Here is an 18,793-nt window from a genome sequence, read left to right as displayed (position 1 = left end):
AGGCGGGAACCCATATTGGCAAACCTCGCGACCTGATCGCGACCGTTTGAGCATCTGGGTCCTCGCCTCCGCGGGGATGACGGGATAAGAGCGGGTCCGCGGCACCTCACACCGATTGTCGATCGCCCCTGACCCGCCCTACCCGCACGCGGCTCCGCCGGATCAAGGCACGGTCGTCGCGTGGATCGGCAGCAACGCAGCGCCGATCGTCGCGGCGGCGCCTTCGAGCGTCGACACCGAGATCCGCGGCGGCGTGGCGACGTGATCGCCGATGTGCATCGCCGCGAAATCGATATGCTCGACCAGCGCGGTCAGGATGCGATTGGGCAAGGGGCTGGAGATCACGAACTCGCCGGGGTCGATCCAGGCGATGCCCCAGTTGACGATCACCGCGATCTGGCTGGCGGCGCGCCGCACCCAACGATCGACGACATCCTCGTACCCGACAATCGCCGCGTCGAAATCGACCAGCGAATGGATCGCGCACCCCGCCGCGCGCAGCGTCACCAGCAGATCGAGCGTCGAGGGACGCGCGTCGGTACTGGGATAGAGACAGCCGATCTCGCCCGCGCTGGCCATCGCGCCGCGCAGGATGCGCCCTTCGATGATGACGCCCGCGCCGATCCCGTGGCCGAGCAGGATCACCACCGCGGTCGAACAGCGCCGCATCAGGCCACCGATATAATATTCCGCGAGCGCCGCGGCGTTGGCATCGTTCTCGATCCAGACCGGGTGGCCGATATGCTCCTCGAACAGCGCCTTGAGGTCGATGCCGCGCCACACTGCGAGGCTGTCCACCGTCCAGCGCTTGTTCCCCTCGGGCGACGTCGACGATCCGGGGACGCCGATCCCGACCCCCAGCAGCCGCCGGCCCAACAGGCGGTTCGCGATCGCCAGATCGTGCATCGTCGCGGTCACGCAGGCGGCGAACACACGCGGGTCGGGATCGTCGAACGGTTGCGAGCTGTGCGCGATCACGCCACCGGCATAGTCGACCAGCGCCACCTCGATCAGCCCACGGTGCAGCATCGCGCCGACCGCATAGCCCGCCTGCGGCGATATCCGCAGCGGGACCGCCGGACGACCGGGCGTGACGGCATCCGCGGTCGCGCACTCCTCGATCAGGCCGTGCGCCAACAGGTTGCTCGACAGCCGGGTAAGCTTCGATGCGCTCATCGCGAGATCGACCGCCAGCTGCTTGCGCGACCGGGAACCCGTCGATCGCAGCACCTGCATGATCCGACGCTCGTCGTCGTCCAGCCTGAGCCTCATGTGTGACACCTCCGCACGCTTTCACGACAATCGGCTACACCATTAGTTTATTTCGTGAAATTAATTAAAATTGTCACATTGCGCGCCCAGCGGCTGCTTCAGGACACAGGGTGGGAACCAATTGATGACGAAGACTCGCTTGCGCGGTGGCTGCGCGCTGATCGCACTCGGCATGATGGCGTACACGCCGGTTTGGGCCCAATCTGCTTCGACCACGCCTGCACCGACGACCGCGTCGACCGACGACGCGTCCGCAACGCAGGCCGCGTCCGCACCTGCACCGGACGCGGCGACGCCCGAAACCGGCAGCGACATCATCGTCACCGGCTCCGCGCGTCAGCAGCGCCGCTTCGACGTGTCCTACGCGGTCAACTCGCTGAGCAACGCCGACATCCAGAAGCTCGCGCCGATCAACTTCGCCGATCTGCTCGGCAAGCTGCCCGGCTTCGCGGTCGAGAATACCGGCGGCGAGGTCCAGAACATCATCCGCCTGCGCGGTCTGCCAAGCGACGGCGGCCTGGTCACGTTCCAGCAGGACGGCCTGCCGCTGTTCCACGAGAATGACGGCAATTTCTTCCGCGGCGACAGCATCAACCGGTTCGACCTGATGACGCAACGCGTCGAGGTCGTGCGCGGCGGCCCTGCCCCGGTCTATGCGAGCTATGCCGCCGCGATCGTCAACAACATCACCGTGTCCGGCACCGATACGACGCGCGGCAAGGCGCAGGTGACGCTCGGCGACACCGGGCTGTACCGGCTCGACGCGTACCAGGCGGGCCCGATCGACGATTCGACCTATTACGCGATCGGCGGATTCATCCGTCATCACGACGGCTACCGCGACAACGGCTTCCCCAATGATCGCGGTGGCCAGATCCGCGGCAATATCAAACACGACTTCAGCAACGGATCGCTGCGGATCTCGGGCAACTACCTGAACGACCACAACGTGTTCTACCTGCCGATCCCGACCGCCGATCCGCGCGATCCGACCAAGTCGCTCAACCAGTATATCGATTTCTTCAGCGGCACGATGAACTCGCCCGCGTTGCGCAACGCCGATATCCGCTTCCGCGAGGCAGACGGCACGACGCGCAACGTCAATGCCGATCTCGGCAATGGTCGCCACACGCAGTTCGGCAACGTCGGCGTGCAGTACGACGCGGATTACGACGGCTGGAAGGTCGCGGCGAAGGGCGGCGTCAGCGTCGGCAAGCTGCATTTCGACGCGCTCTATTCGACCAGCAACCCGTCGGACGCGAACGCCTTTGCCGCGAGCAACCTGACGGCGGCACGGACCGCGTTCGGCGCAGGCGTGACGCGGCTCGGCTACGCGATCGTCGGCACCAACGGCGCGCAGGTCTATGATCCCAACGCCGCTTCCGGCCTCGTCGTGCCCGCGCAGTTCCGCGACGTCGTCTCGAAATATTATTCGACGCAAGGCGATCTCAGCGTCACGCGATCGATCGCGACCGGGTTCGGCACGCATGACCTGCGCGTCGGTGTGTATGGCAGCCTGTACGGCGAGACCAACGAAGTCGCGTATCAGGACTATCTGCTCGAAGTGAAGGGCAAGCCGCGCACGCTCGACCTCATCGCCTACAACGCCGCGGGCCAGGCGGTCGGTTCAATCACCGACAACGGCGTGCTGCGCTATACGACCACGCTCAACCGCGGCAACACCGACGCCTCGATGTACGCGCTCTACGCGAACGACACGTGGGAACTGGTCAAGGGGCTGACGCTGGACGGCGGCATCCGCCATGAGCGCTACAGCTTCAAGGGCTCTGCGTTCGCGACGACGTCCGCCAACCTCGGCGACCCGAACACGCTCGCCGACAATGCGGTGCGCGCGTTCACCGGCCAGATCATCAATTCAAAGCTGAGCCCGAGCATCACCAACTGGACGGGAGGCGTCAACTACGACGTCACGCAGCATCTCGGCGCCTATGCCCGCGCGTCGCATCTCGAGACACCGCCCTCGACCCAGGTCACCTACCAGATCAACCCGACGATCATCACCTCGAAGGCGAACCAGTACGAGGTCGGTCTGAAGGCCGCATTTGGCCGGTCCTATCTGTACCTGATCGGCTTCTATACGCGCTACAATCCGCTCAACGCGTCGTTCGTCGCGCTCGACCCGGTGACCGGCCGCAACGACCAGTCGGTGCCGTTCATCGGCAAGGCCGAGATCAAGGGCATCGAGATCGACGGCAACCTCGCGCTGCCACACGGCTTTGCGCTGACCGGCGCGCTGACGATCAGCGATCCGCAGTACAAGAGCCTGACCAACGCCAATGGCGCAAGCGCCGGCGCTGTCGAAGGCAACCAGATCGTCCGCGAACCCAAGGTCTATGGCAACATCCGCCCCTCGGTCGACTTCGACGTCGCGGGCAATTCGGTGCAAGTCTATGGCCGCTACGAATACACCGGCAAGCGCTATGTCGACTTTTTCAACAACACCGCGCTGCCTTCGTATCAGACGGTCGGCGCGGGCATGACGCTGACCCACGACACGTGGCAGATGCAGGTCGTCGGCGACAATCTGTTCAACGCGAAGGGCCTGACCGAAGGCAATACGCGCACCGACCAGCTGAGCGGCCAGGGCACCGCTGACGCGATCTATGGCCGCCCGATCTTCGGCCGCAACGTCCGCCTCGTGGTCAGCAAGTCCTGGTGACGGGGCTGCGTATCGTGTTGGCGGCGCTGACGATGACGGCGGCAGCACCGGTGTGGGCGGAGACGCCTGCACCGGTGGCGATGACGGATACCGTCGCCGATGGCCTGTCGCAGCGGCTGTTCCCGATGCTGGGCGCGCTCGATCGGTTGCCGGGCCTCGACACGCGGGCGCGGGCGGCGCGGATTGCCGCGTGTGGCGACGGGCCGGCGTGCGTGGTCGAGGCGACGATGTGGAGCGATCAGGACCGGGCGGCGGTCGCGGCAGCGGTGGCGCGGCTGGGCAAGACCGGCGTGCGACAGAATGCGGACCTGTCGGTGGCGGCGGGGGTCGACCAGGAGCTGGAAGCGCTGAACGTCGTCCTGCGGGTTTACGGACTGGGGCTGCCGGGGCGCTATCCGAAGATCGACGGGCCGGTCTTTGCGACCGACACGCCCTTCTTCGCCGACAGCGTGAAGGTCGCGATCGATACCGCGCGGGCGGCATCGGCGGCGCGGCCGGACACGATCGCCGCGAGCGTGCGGCTGGCGGTGGCGCTGCTCGACGCCAACGATGCGATCGCGGCAACGCGGTTCGATCCGCTCGACCAGCGCGAGAATGCGGGCGCGCAAGCGGCGGCGGCGCGGACGAACTGGAGCGCGTACCGCTACTCGCTGCTGATCGTGCCCGGCGTCGGCCCCGAGGATAGCGCGACGGTGCTGAGCCCCCGCAGCAAGCTCCACGCGCTGCTCGCCGCGCAACGCTATCGCCAGGGTCTCGCACCGTTCATCCTGGTGTCGGGCAGCGCGGTCCACCCGCGCCGCACGCGGTTCGTCGAGGCGGTCGAGATCCGCCGCGCGCTGATCGAGCGGTACGGGATCCCCGCCGACCGCGTAATCCTGGAGCCGTATGCGCGGCACACGACGACCAATTTGCGCAACGCGACGCGGCGGATGGTGGCGCTCGGCATCCCGCTCGATCGGCCGACGCTGATCGTCACCGACGCCGAGCAGAGCAAGTATATCGAGAGCGCGACGTTCACCGACCGCAACCGCGCGGAGCTTGGGTATCTGCCGGGTGCTGTGGGCCGGCGGCTGTCTGTGTACGATCTAGAATTCCGGCCGTCGCGACTATCCCTACGCCAAGATCCGCGCGATCCTCTCGATCCATGAGCGATCCTTTCGGGCGGGCAGTCTCCGTCAACACCCGCGGCACCACCCCGGCGAAGGCCGGGGCCCAATTGGGGGACGGCTGTAACGGAGAATCGCGCTCCATTACGCCGACCTTTCCAATTGGGCCCCGGCCTTCGCCGGGGTGGTTACGGAAAAGGAGGGCGAGATATCCCCTCCTTCTAGGCCTGCTCCTCACCCCCACCGCCCTCACCGCACAGGAAAACCCCGCAGACCTCGTCGACCCGTTCGTCGGCACGCTCGCCGATTTCGGCCAGCTGTCCCCCGCCGCGGTTGCGCCGTTCGGGATGATGCAGCTTGGTCCCGATACCAGCTTGGCCAACCACGCGGGCTACGACCACGCGGCGACCACGCTGCTCGGCTTTTCGCACACCCGCGGCGTCGGCGTGGGCTGCGGCGGTGCGGGCGGCGACCTGATGATCTCGCTGCGCTATGCCGGCAGCACCGGCGCCGCGCTGATCGACAAGGCGAGCGAGACCGCACGCGCCGGGACGTACCGCGTCCTCTACGACCACGGCATCCTCGCCGAGATGGCGGCGACGCGGGGTGCGGGTGTGCTGCGCTTCACGCTGCCCCGCACCGGCGCAGTGGATCTGCGGATCGACCCACGACACAGCTATTCGAAACGGCTGGCAGCAAGTTGGGCGAGCCTCGCCAGCGACGACCTCCGCGCCGACCTCGTCGCGGGCACGGTCTGCGATCAGGGTGCCTATCACCTCCACACCGCCAGCCGAATCCTCGTCAACGGACGTCCAATCCACCACACGCTGACCACCGGCGCGAACGATCTGGCGACGCTCCACATCACCGGCAAAGCGGGCGATGCGATCGAAATCCGTACCGGGCTCTCCACCGTCGACGGACGCGGCGCGGCATCGGTGCGCGAGACCGAACTCGGCGACCGCCCGCTTGCCACCGTCGCGACCGATACGCGCGCGGCCTGGAACCGTATCCTGGGTCGTGTTGTGCTCGGCGGCGCACGAGACCAGCGCGCACTGTTCTACACGTCGCTCTACCGCGTGATGGAAACCCCGGTCGCGATCGACGATCCCGACGGGCGCCACCGCGACAAGGACGGCACGGTCCAGACCTCGCCGAAGGGCCGGACGCGCTACGCGAACTGGTCGCTATGGGACAATTACCGCACGCAGATGCCGTTGCTCGCCCTCCTCCAGCCCGAGCGCAGCGCCGATATCGCAAACTCGCTAGTCGCGCTTTACGCAGGCGGCAAAGCCCAATGGTCGACCCCGCACGAACCGTTCCTGACGGTCCGCACCGAACATGCCGGGATCGCGCTGCTCGACATGCATCGTAAGGGCATCGCGTTCGATGCGGACGCCGCGCTGGCGGGGATGGCTGCCGACAGCGACACGCTCAAGCGCGGCACGCCGGACGAGCAGATCGAGGCGGCCTATGACGATTGGGCGACCGCCGAACTGGCGCGCGATCTCGGCCGCACCGATCTCGCGCGGACCTTCACCGCCAAGGCGCAAAGCTATCGTCCGATGTGGCGATCGGTGTTCCAGACCCCAGGCGCGGACGGCGACGTGGTCAAGGCGCGCGGGCTGTATCAGGGCACCTTGTGGCAATATCGCTGGGCGCCGATCTTCGACCTGCCGTGGATGACCGCGACGGTCGGGCGCGAGCGGCTGCTCGGCGAACTGCATCATTTCTTCGATGCCGGCCTGTTCAACATGACCAACGAGCCCGACATCCAGGTGCCATTGATGTTCGCCGCGCTAGGCCAGCCGCAGGCTACTGCCGATCTCGTCCGGACGATCCTGACCAAGCCGATCGCGCATCCCTATACCAACAGCGGCAAGCTGCCGGTGCCGTTCGTCGGCCGCAGCTTCGCGCTATCGCCGCAGGGGTTTGCCGACGGGATGGACGACGATGCCGGCGGGATGACCGCGTGGTACGCGTTCGCGACGCTCGGCCTGTATCCATTGGTCCCGGGCGAGCCGTGGTATGTGGTCACGACCCCCGCGTTCGACCGCGCGCAGATCGATCTCGGCAATGGACGCAGGTTGACGATCCGACGCGACGGACCGGCGGACGGCACGATCGCACGCGCCAGCCTGAACGGGCGCGCCCTGCCCGACTTCCGCGTCGACCATGCCGACTTGCTCCGCGGCGGCACACTTACGGTAACGACCCGCGCACGAGACGGACGAATTGTCCCGCAACTGCAAGACATCGGCGTTAAAGTCCCGGGCGATGGACACCGCCGCCCCCGCTAGACTGGATATCCCCGGCGATCGCAGCCCCCCGCGACGCGCGCAGATGCTCGGCTATGCCAGCGGCAATTTCGGCAAGAACGTCCTCGCCTCGACGATGGACTTCTTCCTGCTGTTCATCCTGACCGAGCGCTGGGGCATATCGCCCGCGGCGGCCGGACTGGTGGTGATGACCGGCCTCGTCTGGGACGGCGTCTGCGACCCGCTGCTCGGTCGCTTGGTCGATCGGTCCACCGACCGGCTCGGCGCCTATCGTCGCATGCTGTTCGTCGGCGCACCGGTCGTCGGCATCTTCTTCTCGATCTTCTTCCTGCGGCCGGGTGCACCGGGATCGCTCGGGCAACACGCGATCATGGCGTGGGCGATCACGATCGTGCTGCTGTTCCGCAGCGCCTATTCGGTCTGCGACGTCGCGCACAACGCGCTGATGATGCAGCTGACCCGGACGCCGGGCGCCGCGACGACGGTGTCGGGTCTACGCTACATGTTCAGCTGCTGCGGTACGCTGGCGGTGGCATATTGCGCGCCGGCGTTCGTCGATCCGGATCGCGACGGTGGGCACGCGCTGGTCGTCGTCGCAGGCCTTGCCGCAGTCGCCTATGTCGTCACGCTGTGGCTGTCGGCCGCCGCGGCGCCCCGATCGATGGCGGTGAGCACGCACGCGCAGAACGGATCGTTCGCCTGGATCGTGGGCAACCGGCCGCTCCTCATGCTGCTCGCGCTGGCGTTGGCGCAGGCGCTGACATTGCCTGTCCTGGCGCGATCGGTCGCTTATATCGGCAAGGGCGTGATCCACGACGCGGGCTGGACGGGCCGCGCGCTGGCCACGTTGGCACTGGCGCAGCTCGTTACGCTACCAGGCTGGATGGCGCTCGCCCGCCGCCGCGAACGCCGCGTGGTGCTCCGGTTCGCGCTGGTCGCGATTGCGATCGGCCTCGGCATATTCGCCGCGGGGCCGGCGACGATGATCGCGGGAATCGCGGTGTTCGGGGCGGGCAATGCCGGGTTGCAGATGATGATCTGGATCCTGCTCGCCGATGCGGTCGATAACGGCGAGCGTCGCACCGGTGTCCGCCTCGAGGGATTGCCGGTCGCGTTGCTGCTGCTGACGTTGAAAGTCGGCGGCGGTCTTAGCGGCGCGCTGCTCGGTCGCGGGCTGTCGGCGATAGGCTGGACCGTCGGGCAGCCGCTGGTTCAGGAGAGCCGCGACCTCCTGTTGACGATGGCGTGGTCGATTCCGCTGGTCGGCGCGCTGGCGGGGCTTGCCATCGTGCTCGGGTCGACACCCGCGCGGCTCAACCGCCCCGCAGCAATCGCATGACGAGTGCGCGGATACGCCCCTGATTTTCCTTGGTCGCGCCCAATACGCCATGCCGTTCCGGGGGCAGGAACGCGAGCGGATGGCCGTCGGGACGAAAGACATAGTGATCGAACCACGCGCGCCACGCCGCACGCTCGGCCGGCGGACGTTCGGCGATCGCGGTGAGTGCCAGCAGCATCGCGGTATAGGGTTGGTCCGGGCCGGCCGCGAACCCGTCCCACCAGAAATTGACAAGCACGTTGACGTCGCCCGTCGCCTCGACCTGGTGCCACCAGAGCTTCGGCACGTACAGCGCGTCGCCCGGCTCCAGATCGAACACGCGCGCACGGTGTCTGGCCTGCTCGAAACGGGGGAAGCGCGGATCGCCCGGCGCGCTGCCCACCGCCAGCGCGATCGGCTGGCCCGCCAGCGTATGATCGATCGGCCCGACATAGAGATCGCCGATCGCGTCGGGCGGAAACAGCGTGAAGCGTCGACGCCCGGCCGCGACGCACGCGACATTGTCCATCGTGTCGTAATGGCAGGCAACGGTCGAGGCATGGCCGATCCAGATCCGCGGCAGCACTTCGGACGGGACGAACGGCAGCCTTGTCATCTGCTCGACGCCGGGAAAGAACGTCTCTGCGGTGAGCGATCCCATATACATGCTGGCGTGCCCCGGCTCGGCCGCGGTCTCCAGTATCCGCGCCAGCGCGTCGCGAAACGGCATCGTCGAGCGGGTGAAGTTGAAGCCCGCCATCGTCGCATCATAATGATAGCGCGCGCCGATCGCGGGTTCGCCGACGAAGACCTCCGCGGAAGACCCCGTCTCCAGCCGCAGCAACTGGTCGGCGACCCCCTTTACCCCGTCCCCCGCCAGCAGCGGCCACGCGCGCGCCGCACCGCGCATCAGCACCGGCTGACCCGGCGTCATGACCTCCGTGCGAAACCGATCGGGATCGGTCAGCGCCTCGGCGAGCGTATCGCTCACGCGCGTCCGTCCGACAGTCGCGCGTTGCGGATCCGGCCAAGCGTGCGGATATGGCGAAGCGACCCAGTCTGCGCATAGGCGAGTTGCAGATCGCCTGCGCGGAAGAGCTCGAGCACCGCGGCATCGGGCAAGGCGTGGAGCGCGTCGAGACTGATCGTGTACAGTCCGTCGAGCCGCAGCGGATTGCCGTCGTCGAAATTGAGCGTGACGTCGATCGGCTCCAACAGGCCGTGCACCAGGAACCGCTTGATCGCGTCGTCGGTTGCCGGGATGCCCTCCTGCAGCGTGTGCAGCGCCTGTTGCACGCGCTTCAACGCCAGCGTGGGCTCGCCGTCGCTATCGAACACTGCCTCACCGCGAGCGCCCGCGAAGCCGGCATGCTCGCGGTCGATCACAATCTGGCCGTCGTTAACGAAGAAACCCTGGCGTTCGAGATCGGCGGGGCGGTAGTCGGGCAACGCGCCGTCGACCGTCAGCAGATTGTCGCCCGGCTCCAGTCCCATCACCACGCCGGCATAAAACGCCCCCGTTTCGGGATGCTTGGTGAACAGGATGGGATAATAGGGCGCAGCGCGCGGAAACTCGTCGGCGACGATCTGCGCGAAATGCCGGGTCGCGTCACAGGCGCGCGAGACGCGCAGCGCGACATGCTGTTCGCGGTTCAACATTTCCCATGTCGGCATCCGATCCTCCTGCGCGCGCGACTTTTGGTTCACGCGTCTGCGGTCCGAACTCGCACACCCGACTATCCTTGCAAAGGGCCTTGCAAAGGGCCTTCGCATTCACTCCTACAAGAGCTTGCAATGGTTGCGACTTGGCGTATTGTGAGCGCTACCGTGATGGTGTGGGTCGGGCATCCGACTCCATGCATCGCGCAAGATATTGCCGGATAGCCCCTCGATAAGGGGCACGCGGCGTCGTTGAGGGGATGTTGAAATGACTCTGGATACCCGTTCGATACTCGACGACCGCGGACGTGCGCGTCGGGCCCGTACGCTGGCGTGCGCGAGCAGCATGGCCGCGCTCGCCTGGGCATCGCCCGCGCTGGCGCAGGACCAGACCAATCTTCAGAATGCGACGACCGATCGCCCTGCCGCCGTGCAACCTGCCGTACCCGCCACTGCCAACACGACGACTGCGACCGAAGCGGGCCAGCCGCAGGATCTCGCGACCGCGCAGGACGCGTCGCAGGGTAACACCACTGGCGACGACATCGTCGTGGTCGGTCTGCGCGGATCGCTCCAGCGCAACCTCGACCTCAAGCGCACCTCGTCGGGCATCGTCGACGTCATCTCGGCCGAAGACATCGGCAAGTTCCCCGATTCGAACGTCGCCGCCTCGCTCCAGCGCCTGCCTGGCGTCTCGATCCAGCGCTCGGGATCGCGCGGCGAACCGACCGGGATCACGGTCCGCGGCTTCGGCGGCGATTTCAACACCACGCTGTACGACGGCCGCCGCATCTCGACCGCCACCGGCGGCCGCCAGATCGACTTCAGCACCGTTGGCGTCGATTTCATCGGCCAGCTGAGCGTGCTCAAGACCCCCGACGTCTCGCTCGCGTCGAGCTCGATCGGTGCGACCGTCAACATCGCCTTCCCGAACCCGTTCGACCACCCCGGTTTCCGCGTTGCGACGACCGCGTCGGGCTCGATCCAGGATCGCGCGAGCAGGATCGTGCCGACTGGCGGTCTGCTGGTCAGCACCACCACCGCCGACGGCAAGTTCGGCGTACTGGCGGACGTAATCTACACCCGTCGTGATACCGATACCAATCGCGTCTATGTCTCGGGTTGGCCCGGTGGCAACTTTGCGGGTTGCCAGCTCGCGGGCGGCGCCGGAGCGTGCACGCCGACCAGCGACCCGAAGTCCGCGGCCTATGCCAACCCGGCCAACCGCCAGAACATCCCCGGCTGGTTCCCGCAGCAATATGGCGCTGAGCAGCAGCGGGTGCAGGACGAGCGCGTCGATGCGCGCATCTCGCTGCAATATCATCCGTCCGACGATCTGATGGTGACGCTCGACAACAACTTCTCCCGCCAAACCATCAAGCAGGAGAATTACGCGTTCGGCGTCTGGTTCAACCAGGGCGATCTGCGCAACGTGACGCTCGACAAGAACGGTACCGCGACCGACTTTACGCAGGTCGGCACGCCAACCGACTTCACCGCCGCGCTCAACAAGCAGATCCTGCAGACCAACCAGACCGGCCTCAACGTCAAGTACGACGCGACCGAGAACCTCACGCTCGAAGCCGATGGCGCCTATGCCAAGAGCTGGCTGAACCCGGGCAACGTGATCGGCAGCCGCAACGGCGACATCGGTTATGGCGGTAATCTGGGCAATACGCTGCGCTTCAACGTCGATGGCGACAGCAAGAATTCCTTCCCGTCGATCAGCAATTTCGGTCCCGCCGGCGATGCCGCAAACTGGGCCAATCCCGCGCTGATCGGCTCGCACGTCACGGTCAACCAGACGCAGCACAATACCGATCAGTTGTTCCAGTTTCGCGGCAATGCCACCTGGAAACAGGACAATCTGACGTTGAAGGCGGGTGGCCAGTATTACCAGGACACCTTCAACTTCCGCAACCAAAGCACCTTCACCAACAATTTCTGGCAGGCCTATGCCGGCTATGGTGGGCCGTCGGGTCGCGACACCGGGATCTCGCCGCTGCCGGCCAATCTGTATAAGGGCTCGGTCAGCCTCAACAACTTCATCCCGGGGTTCAACGGCAGCCTGCCGCCGTCGGTCTTCGTGTTCAGCCCGGTCGCGTATCAGAACTACCTGAGCAGCCTCGGCAATCCGCAGACGCAGAACATCCCGGGCTATAATTATGCCGGCGTGAACGGCTTCACCGGCGCGTTCGACGAGGCGGTCGATCCGGGCAGCGTCCTGCGCGTCCGCGAAAAGACGTGGTCGCTCTATGTCAGCGCCAACTTCAAGACCGAGATCGGCAGCCTGCCGTTCACCTTCAACGCGGGCGTCCGCAACGAGGTGACCAATCTCAATGCGACCGGTCAGGGACGACTGCCGACCTCGATCGTCACGAGCGCGGCGGATCCGACGCTGCTGAGCATCCCGACCTACACCGAGATCCAGGCGGTCAATAACAAGAGCTCGTATTCCTACCTGTTGCCAAGCGTCGACATGAAGCTCGAGTTGACCGACAAGCTGGTACTGCGGGCGGATGCGTCGCGAACGCTGACCCGTCCGGCGCTCAACCTGCTGACGCCGGTCCTCAACGTCGGCAACGGCCAGCGCGTCGGAGCCTTGTCGGCGGCGGGCGGCAACCCGAATTTGAAACCGTATCTCGCGGACAATTTCGATCTGGGTGCGGAATGGTATTATCGCCGCAACTCGTATCTGTCGGTCAACTTCTTCCTGAAGAACGTCAGCAACTTCATCATCGGCGGCGTGACGCGGCAGACGATCAACGGTGTCGTCGATCCGACCACCGGCCAACCCGCATCGTTCGCGGTATCGCAGCAGGTCAACGGTCCCGACGCGACGGTCCGCGGCGTCGAGCTCGCCTGGCAACAGGTGTTCGGCGACACGGGCTTCGGCTTTCAGGCGAACGCGACGTTCGTGAACACCAACCGGCCATACGACGACAAGAACATCACCCAGTCGGGCTTTGCGGTGACCGGCCTTGCCAATTCGGCGAACTTCGTCGGCTTCTACGACAAGAGCGGGTTCCAGTTCCGTGCGGCGGCCAACTGGCGCGACAAGTATCTCCTCCAGTTCGGGCAGAACCAGAATACCGGTTCGTTCGGTGCGGAGCCGACCTTCGTCAACCAGAGCTTCCAGGTCGATCTGACGAGCAGCTACGACATCACCAAGAATTTCAGCATTTTCGGTGAGGCGCTCAACGTCAACAACAACCAGCAGAGCACGCATGGTCGCTACAGCAACCAGCTGCTCGACGTGTTCGACTACGGACGCCGCTACACGCTGGGCGCGCGCTTCCGCTTCTGAGCTCTCCCCCCTGGCGGAGCATGACGATGTTGTGCTCCGCCATTTTTCGAATACGCTGACCCATGCACCAGATCAGAAACATCGTCATCGTCGGAGGGGGTACGGCCGGCTGGCTGACCGCGGGCGTGATCGCCGCGCGGCACAAGGGCCAGCGCGAGCACGGCTTCACCGTGACGCTGGTCGAATCGCCCAACATCCCGACGATCGGCGTCGGCGAGGGCACGTGGCCGACGCTGCGCGCCACGCTGCGCAAGATGGGCGTGTCGGAAACCGAGCTGTTCCGCCACTGCAACGCCGCGTTCAAACAGGGCGCGCGGTTCAACCGCTGGACCACCGGCGCGGTCGACGACGGCTATTACCACCCGCTGATGCTGCCACAGCAGTTCGGCTCGCTGAACCTCGCCCCGCATTGGCTGGCCGAGAACGGCGACGACAGCTTCTGCGACGCGGTTACGCCGCAGGGACGGATCTGCGACGAGGGCCTTGCCCCCAAGACGATGGCGACGCCCGAGTTCGACGGGGTCGCGAACTACGCCTATCATCTCGATGCGGGGAAATTCTCGCATTTCCTGCAACGCCATTGCTGCGATACGCTCGGCGTACGCCACGTGCTGGCCGACGTGACCGAGGTCATCCTCGACGAGACCGGCGATATCGCGCGCGTCGAGACCGCACAGGGCGTGTCGATCGAGGGCGACCTGTTCGTCGACTGCACCGGGTTTGCCGCGCGGCTGATCGGTGACGCTATGGACGTGCCGTTCCGCAGCTGCACCGACACGCTGTTCTGCGACACCGCGCTTGCCGTGCAACTGCCGTACGAGCGCCCCGACGATCCGATCGCCAGTCACACCATCTCCACCGCGCAGTCCGCCGGCTGGATTTGGGATATCGGCCTGCCGCACCGCCGCGGCGTCGGGCATGTCTTTTCCAGCAGCCATATCGACGTCGACGCCGCCGAACGCGAACTGCGCGCGTATATCGGCCCGGCAGGGAAAGACCTGCCCGTCCGGAAACTCTCGATCCGTGCCGGCCACCGCGAAACATTCTGGAAGGGCAATTGCGTCGCGGTCGGTCTCGCCGCCGGGTTCCTCGAACCGCTCGAGGCGTCGGCGATCGTCCTGATCGAGCTGTCCGCCAAGATGATCGCTGAGCAGATGCCCGTCTGTCGCGAGGTGATGGATGTCGTCGCCAACCGCTTCAACGCTACGACGACCTATCGCTGGGGCCGGATCATCGATTTCCTCAAGCTGCATTATACGCTGACCAAGCGGACCGACACCGACTTCTGGCGCGACAATGTCCGCCCCGAGTCGATCCCCGACAGGCTGCGCGGGCTGATGGAGCTGTGGCAATATCAATCGCCGTGGATCCATGACGAGTTCGACCGTGCCGAAGAGGTCTTTCCGTCGGCCAGCTATCAATATGTCCTCTACGGGATGGGCGCGCGTACCGCGGTGATGCCCGGCACGATAGAGGCGGACGCCGAGCTGGCGCGTCGGGCGCGACGCGAGAACAACGTCCAGACGCAGCGCATGATGAGCAGCCTTCCCGGTCACCGCGACCTGATCGACCGCATCGTCAAGCACGGGCTCCACCCGATCTGAGCCTCCCCGTCGATCCCTGTTCGATCCGAACCCCAAGGAAAACGATCCGATGACGACCGCCCTGCGCCTCGCGCTTTACGCCGCTATTGCCGGTGCGGCCTCCCCGGCCTTGGCCGCGCCACGTCTCGACGGCGTGCTCGGCGATCATGCGGTGATCCAGCGCGGCCAGCCGATCGTGCTGAGCGGCGATGCGGCGGCGGGCGAGACGATCCTGATCGCGCTCGCCGGTCGCACCGTGACGACCAAGGCAGGGCGCGACGGCCGGTTCGAGGCGCGCCTGCCCGCGCTGCCCGCCGGCGGCCCCTACGACCTGACGATCGCGGCGAACAGCGGTGCCGCGGTGGTGCGCGATATCCTGATCGGCGACGTCTTCCTGTGCTCGGGCCAGAGCAACATGGAGCTGGCGGTCGAGAACGCGCAGACGCTGTTCCCCGATGCGCATCCGGCGGTCGACGATCAGCTTCGGCTATTGACCGTCGCCAAGGTCTCGGCGGCAAGCCCCGTCGCGCGCTTCGCCGAGCAACCGCACTGGGCTGCGGCCGGGCCGGCGACCGTACCGACCTTCTCCGCCGCCTGTTTCTACATGGTGCAGGCGCTGCGGCGCACCGCCAAGGTGCCGATCGGCGCGATCCATTCGAGCTGGGGCGGATCGCGGATCAGCGCCTGGCTGAGCGACTCCGCGTTGCGCAAGGCAGGCCTCGGCGCCGAGGCCGATCTGCTCGCTTTATACGCGCGCGATCCCGCTGCCGCCGACCGCAAGGCTTCGACGATCTGGGAAAGCTGGTGGCGCGCCGGGTCGGGCGACGCGGTGGGCCGCGAACCGTGGCAGCCGGCAGCCGCACTCGACTGGAAGCCGGTGCCGGCGATGACCAATTTCGAGACCTGGGGCGTGCCCGAACTCGCCGACTATAACGGCATGATCTGGTATCAGCGGACGGTCGAGGTCACCGCCGCGCAGGCGCGCGGACCCGCGATCCTGTCGCTCGGCACGATCGACGATGCCGACCGGACCTGGGTCAACGGCCAGGGCGTCGGTGGCAGCAGCCTCGCCAGCAAGGCGCGCGTCTACACGCTGCCGGTCGGCACGCTGAAGCCCGGCAGCAACGTCATCACCGTCAACGACGACGACGTCTATGCGTTCGGCGGCATGACCGGCCCCGCCGACACGATGCGCGTGACCTTTGCCGACGGCAGCAGCGCGGCGCTCGGTAGCGGCTGGCGTTATGCGATCGCCAAGCGGCTCGATGGCGCCGCACCGCGCGTGCCGTGGGACGACATCAATGGCGACGGGACGCTGTACAACGCGATGATCGCGCCGCTGGCGTCGACCAGGCTCGCCGGCATCGCCTGGTATCAGGGCGAGTCGGACACCGGCATCCCCGGCTACGACCGCCGCCTCACCGCACTGATCGCGGACTGGCGCACGCGGTTCGGCACGCCCGAGACGGGGTTCGGAATCGTCCAGCTCGCGAACTACGGCAAGCCGACCAGCGTGCCGAGCGACAGCGGCTGGGGCTATGTCCGCGATGCGCAGCGCCGCGTCGCCGCCGCTGACCGCCATGCCGGGATCGCGGTCACGCTCGATATCGGCGATGCGCTCGACATCCATCCCGGCGAGAAGCACGAGGTCGGGCAACGCCTCGCGAAGGTCATGCGGTCGGCGGTCTATGGTGCGCCCGGCGGCCCGTCCGGTCCCGCCATCGCTACAGCCGACGCCGGTGCCGATGGCAGCATCGCGCTGCGCTTCGGCGATGTGACCGGCGCGCTCCACGCACGCGGTGCGAACCAGGCGATCGGGTTCGAACTGTGCGACACCGCGCCGGGCACCTGCCGCTATGCCGCAGGCAGCGTCGCCGGCACCACCGTGACGCTGCCGGGCGACGGCAAGCCCGTCACCCGCGTCCGCTATGCCTGGGCGGATGCGCCATCGGTGAACCTGTCCGACGACGCGATGCTCCCGGTCGGCACGTTCGAGATACCCGTCGCGCCGCGCAAATGATTAGCGTGTGGACGCGTTGCGGAACTTGAACGTCGATCGGGGTTCGCGCGCGCTCAGTGCGAACGAGTCGACGTCGAGCCAGCCCCTGCTGGGGTTCGGCGCGTAGCAGAACAGCGCGAACTGCTCGCCCTGGAACGTCCCCGTCCGCCATGCGAAGGCAAGCGGGAAGTCGCCGCCGACCCCGGTCCAGCGGCGGCCGTCGAGACTATACGCGACGCGGGCACGATCGATCGTGAAATCCATCTCGGTGCGCAACCACAGCGCGCGGCCAGCGCCGATCACGCTGCGACCGCGCGTCTCGGTCCGCGCGCCGTCGACCGTGTCTTCGGTCACCTCCATCGCCACCGAGGCTGCGCCGCCCGCGTCGCGCTCGATCGTCAGGTTGCCACTATATTGCCCCAGCGTCCCGAACCCGCATCGATCGCCGGGCGCGAGATGACCGATATCGAGCTTCACCTCGGCGCGGCTGGCGGGCCCCTGCCCTTTCTGCGTCAGCGTGTTGCGCGCCGACCAGAAGCGTGGCGCGATCGTCGGCTTCAGCCGCAACCAGCCCGGCCGCGCAGTCAGCGACCAGCGGCTCGGGTCGGGATTATGGTTCCACTGCCATTGCAGGCCCAGACGCGAACCCGCGAAGTTATCGGAGGTGGCCGGCTCGGCGAACGGAAACCCGGCGACTGGCTTTTGTGCGATCCGGGGTACGCGACCGGGCGCGTCCATAGTGCCCCACACCGGCCAGTCGTCGCGCCAGAATACCGGGCTGAGATTGGTCATCCGGCCGACCGCGCCGCTATCCTCCATGACGAAGCCGAACCAGCGGCCGTCGGGCAGGTCGACCAGCGCGCCCTGATGCCCGCCTGTCGTGTCGTCGATCTGGTCGCGCGTCTCCCACGGCCCGAACAGGCTGCGCGACCGCGACACCGTCAGCCCGAGGCGCGGCGGCAACGCGTTGAACAGGTAATAATACGCACCGCGGCGGATGATCTTCGAGCCCTCCGCGCCCTTGATGTAATGGATTTTCCGCGCGTCGGTGACGTGCGCCAGATCCTTGTCGAGCGTGAGCAGCGTGATCGTGCCGTCGGCGGTCGAGGCCGTGGCGATATACGCGCGCCCGTCGGGCTCGATGAACAGGCCGGGATCGAACGCCTCGCGCTCCAGTTCGTGATAGCGCCACGGCCCGCGTACGTCCTTGGCGTACCAGATCCGCGTCTTCTGCCCGACCGGCGTATTGGCGATATAATAGGTGCCCGCGTGATAGCGTAACGACGAGGCGTAGAGTCCGTGCCGATACGCGTTGCCGCCCTTCAGGTCATATTCGGGCTTGCCCTCGAGCCGATCGACGAGGTGCGAAGCAAGCGTCCAGTTGACCAGATCGCGGCTGTGCAGGATCGTGATTCCCGGCACGTTGGCAAACGTCGTCGTCACAAAATAATAGTCCCGGCCGACGCGGATGATGTCGGGATCGGGATAGTCCGCTAACAGCACCGGATTGCGGAAAGTGCCGTTCCCCTGATCCGACCGCCAGACCTGCGCCGACGCTGGTATCGCCAGCAGCGCGAGCGCCGCGATCAA

The 18,793-nt window shown here is 66.6% G+C and carries 11 protein-coding genes; 7 read left to right on the top strand and 4 right to left on the bottom strand.

The features are described 5' to 3' along the window. Positions 1-162: 162 nt before the first annotated feature. Positions 163-1,272 carry an ROK family protein gene (locus tag C8J43_RS16410; protein ID WP_133031783.1) on the bottom strand — a complete coding sequence of 370 codons (1,110 nt, stop codon included), beginning with the start codon at positions 1,270-1,272 and terminating at the stop codon, positions 163-165. Positions 1,273-1,396: 124 nt separating this feature from the next. On the opposite strand from C8J43_RS16410, the gene C8J43_RS16405 reads away from it, so the two are divergent. Genes C8J43_RS16405 through C8J43_RS16390 form a run of 4 tightly spaced genes read left to right on the top strand, consistent with a single transcriptional unit; the run spans position 1,397 to position 8,676 of the window. After that, the gene (locus C8J43_RS16405; RefSeq protein ID WP_133031782.1) at positions 1,397-3,952 is read left to right on the top strand and encodes a TonB-dependent receptor; all 2,556 of its coding nucleotides are present in this window, start codon (positions 1,397-1,399) and stop codon (positions 3,950-3,952) included. Then, on the top strand, positions 3,949-5,100 hold the full coding sequence (locus tag C8J43_RS16400) for a YdcF family protein (RefSeq protein WP_243645620.1): 1,152 nt from the start codon (positions 3,949-3,951) through the stop codon (positions 5,098-5,100). Before C8J43_RS16405 ends, C8J43_RS16400 begins: the two co-directional genes overlap by 4 nt. Further along, the gene (locus C8J43_RS16395; protein ID WP_133031781.1) at positions 5,097-7,358 is read left to right on the top strand and encodes a glycoside hydrolase domain-containing protein; all 2,262 of its coding nucleotides are present in this window, start codon (positions 5,097-5,099) and stop codon (positions 7,356-7,358) included. The genes C8J43_RS16400 and C8J43_RS16395 overlap by 4 nt, the downstream gene beginning before the upstream one ends. Beyond that, positions 7,336-8,676 (top strand): MFS transporter, encoded by a 1,341-nt coding sequence (locus C8J43_RS16390; protein WP_133031780.1) that lies wholly within the window; start codon positions 7,336-7,338, stop codon positions 8,674-8,676. Before C8J43_RS16395 ends, C8J43_RS16390 begins: the two co-directional genes overlap by 23 nt. Here C8J43_RS16390 and C8J43_RS16385 read toward each other — a convergent pair. Both C8J43_RS16385 and C8J43_RS16380 read right to left on the bottom strand, forming a co-directional pair. Beyond that, positions 8,651-9,646 carry a cupin-like domain-containing protein gene (locus tag C8J43_RS16385; protein ID WP_243645619.1) on the bottom strand — a complete coding sequence of 332 codons (996 nt, stop codon included), beginning with the start codon at positions 9,644-9,646 and terminating at the stop codon, positions 8,651-8,653. The genes C8J43_RS16390 and C8J43_RS16385 overlap by 26 nt on opposite strands. Next, on the bottom strand, positions 9,643-10,329 hold the full coding sequence (locus tag C8J43_RS16380) for a SapC family protein (RefSeq protein WP_133031779.1): 687 nt from the start codon (positions 10,327-10,329) through the stop codon (positions 9,643-9,645). Before C8J43_RS16380 ends, C8J43_RS16385 begins: the two co-directional genes overlap by 4 nt. A gap of 253 nt (positions 10,330-10,582) precedes the next feature. On the opposite strand from C8J43_RS16380, the gene C8J43_RS16375 reads away from it, so the two are divergent. From C8J43_RS16375 to C8J43_RS16365, 3 genes are all read left to right on the top strand, one after another. Next, the gene (locus tag C8J43_RS16375) at positions 10,583-13,621 is read left to right on the top strand and encodes a TonB-dependent receptor (RefSeq protein WP_207893420.1); all 3,039 of its coding nucleotides are present in this window, start codon (positions 10,583-10,585) and stop codon (positions 13,619-13,621) included. A 62-nt stretch (positions 13,622-13,683) separates the two neighbouring features. Next, a complete protein-coding gene (locus C8J43_RS16370) occupies positions 13,684-15,225 on the top strand; it encodes a tryptophan halogenase family protein (RefSeq protein WP_133031778.1) in 1,542 nt (513 codons plus the stop codon). A 49-nt stretch (positions 15,226-15,274) separates the two neighbouring features. Then, the gene (locus C8J43_RS16365) at positions 15,275-17,224 is read left to right on the top strand and encodes a sialate O-acetylesterase (protein ID WP_133031777.1); all 1,950 of its coding nucleotides are present in this window, start codon (positions 15,275-15,277) and stop codon (positions 17,222-17,224) included. Here C8J43_RS16365 and C8J43_RS16360 read toward each other — a convergent pair whose 3' ends face one another. Beyond that, positions 17,225-18,793: a glycoside hydrolase 43 family protein gene (locus C8J43_RS16360; RefSeq protein WP_243645618.1), complete on the bottom strand. Its 1,569-nt coding sequence runs from the start codon at positions 18,791-18,793 to the stop codon at positions 17,225-17,227.

Origin of the sequence: Sphingomonas sp. PP-CE-1G-424, from assembly GCF_004341085.1 — a bacterium.
Lineage (GTDB): Bacteria > Pseudomonadota > Alphaproteobacteria > Sphingomonadales > Sphingomonadaceae > Sphingomonas.
This window is presented reverse-complemented; position numbering and strand designations above follow the sequence as displayed.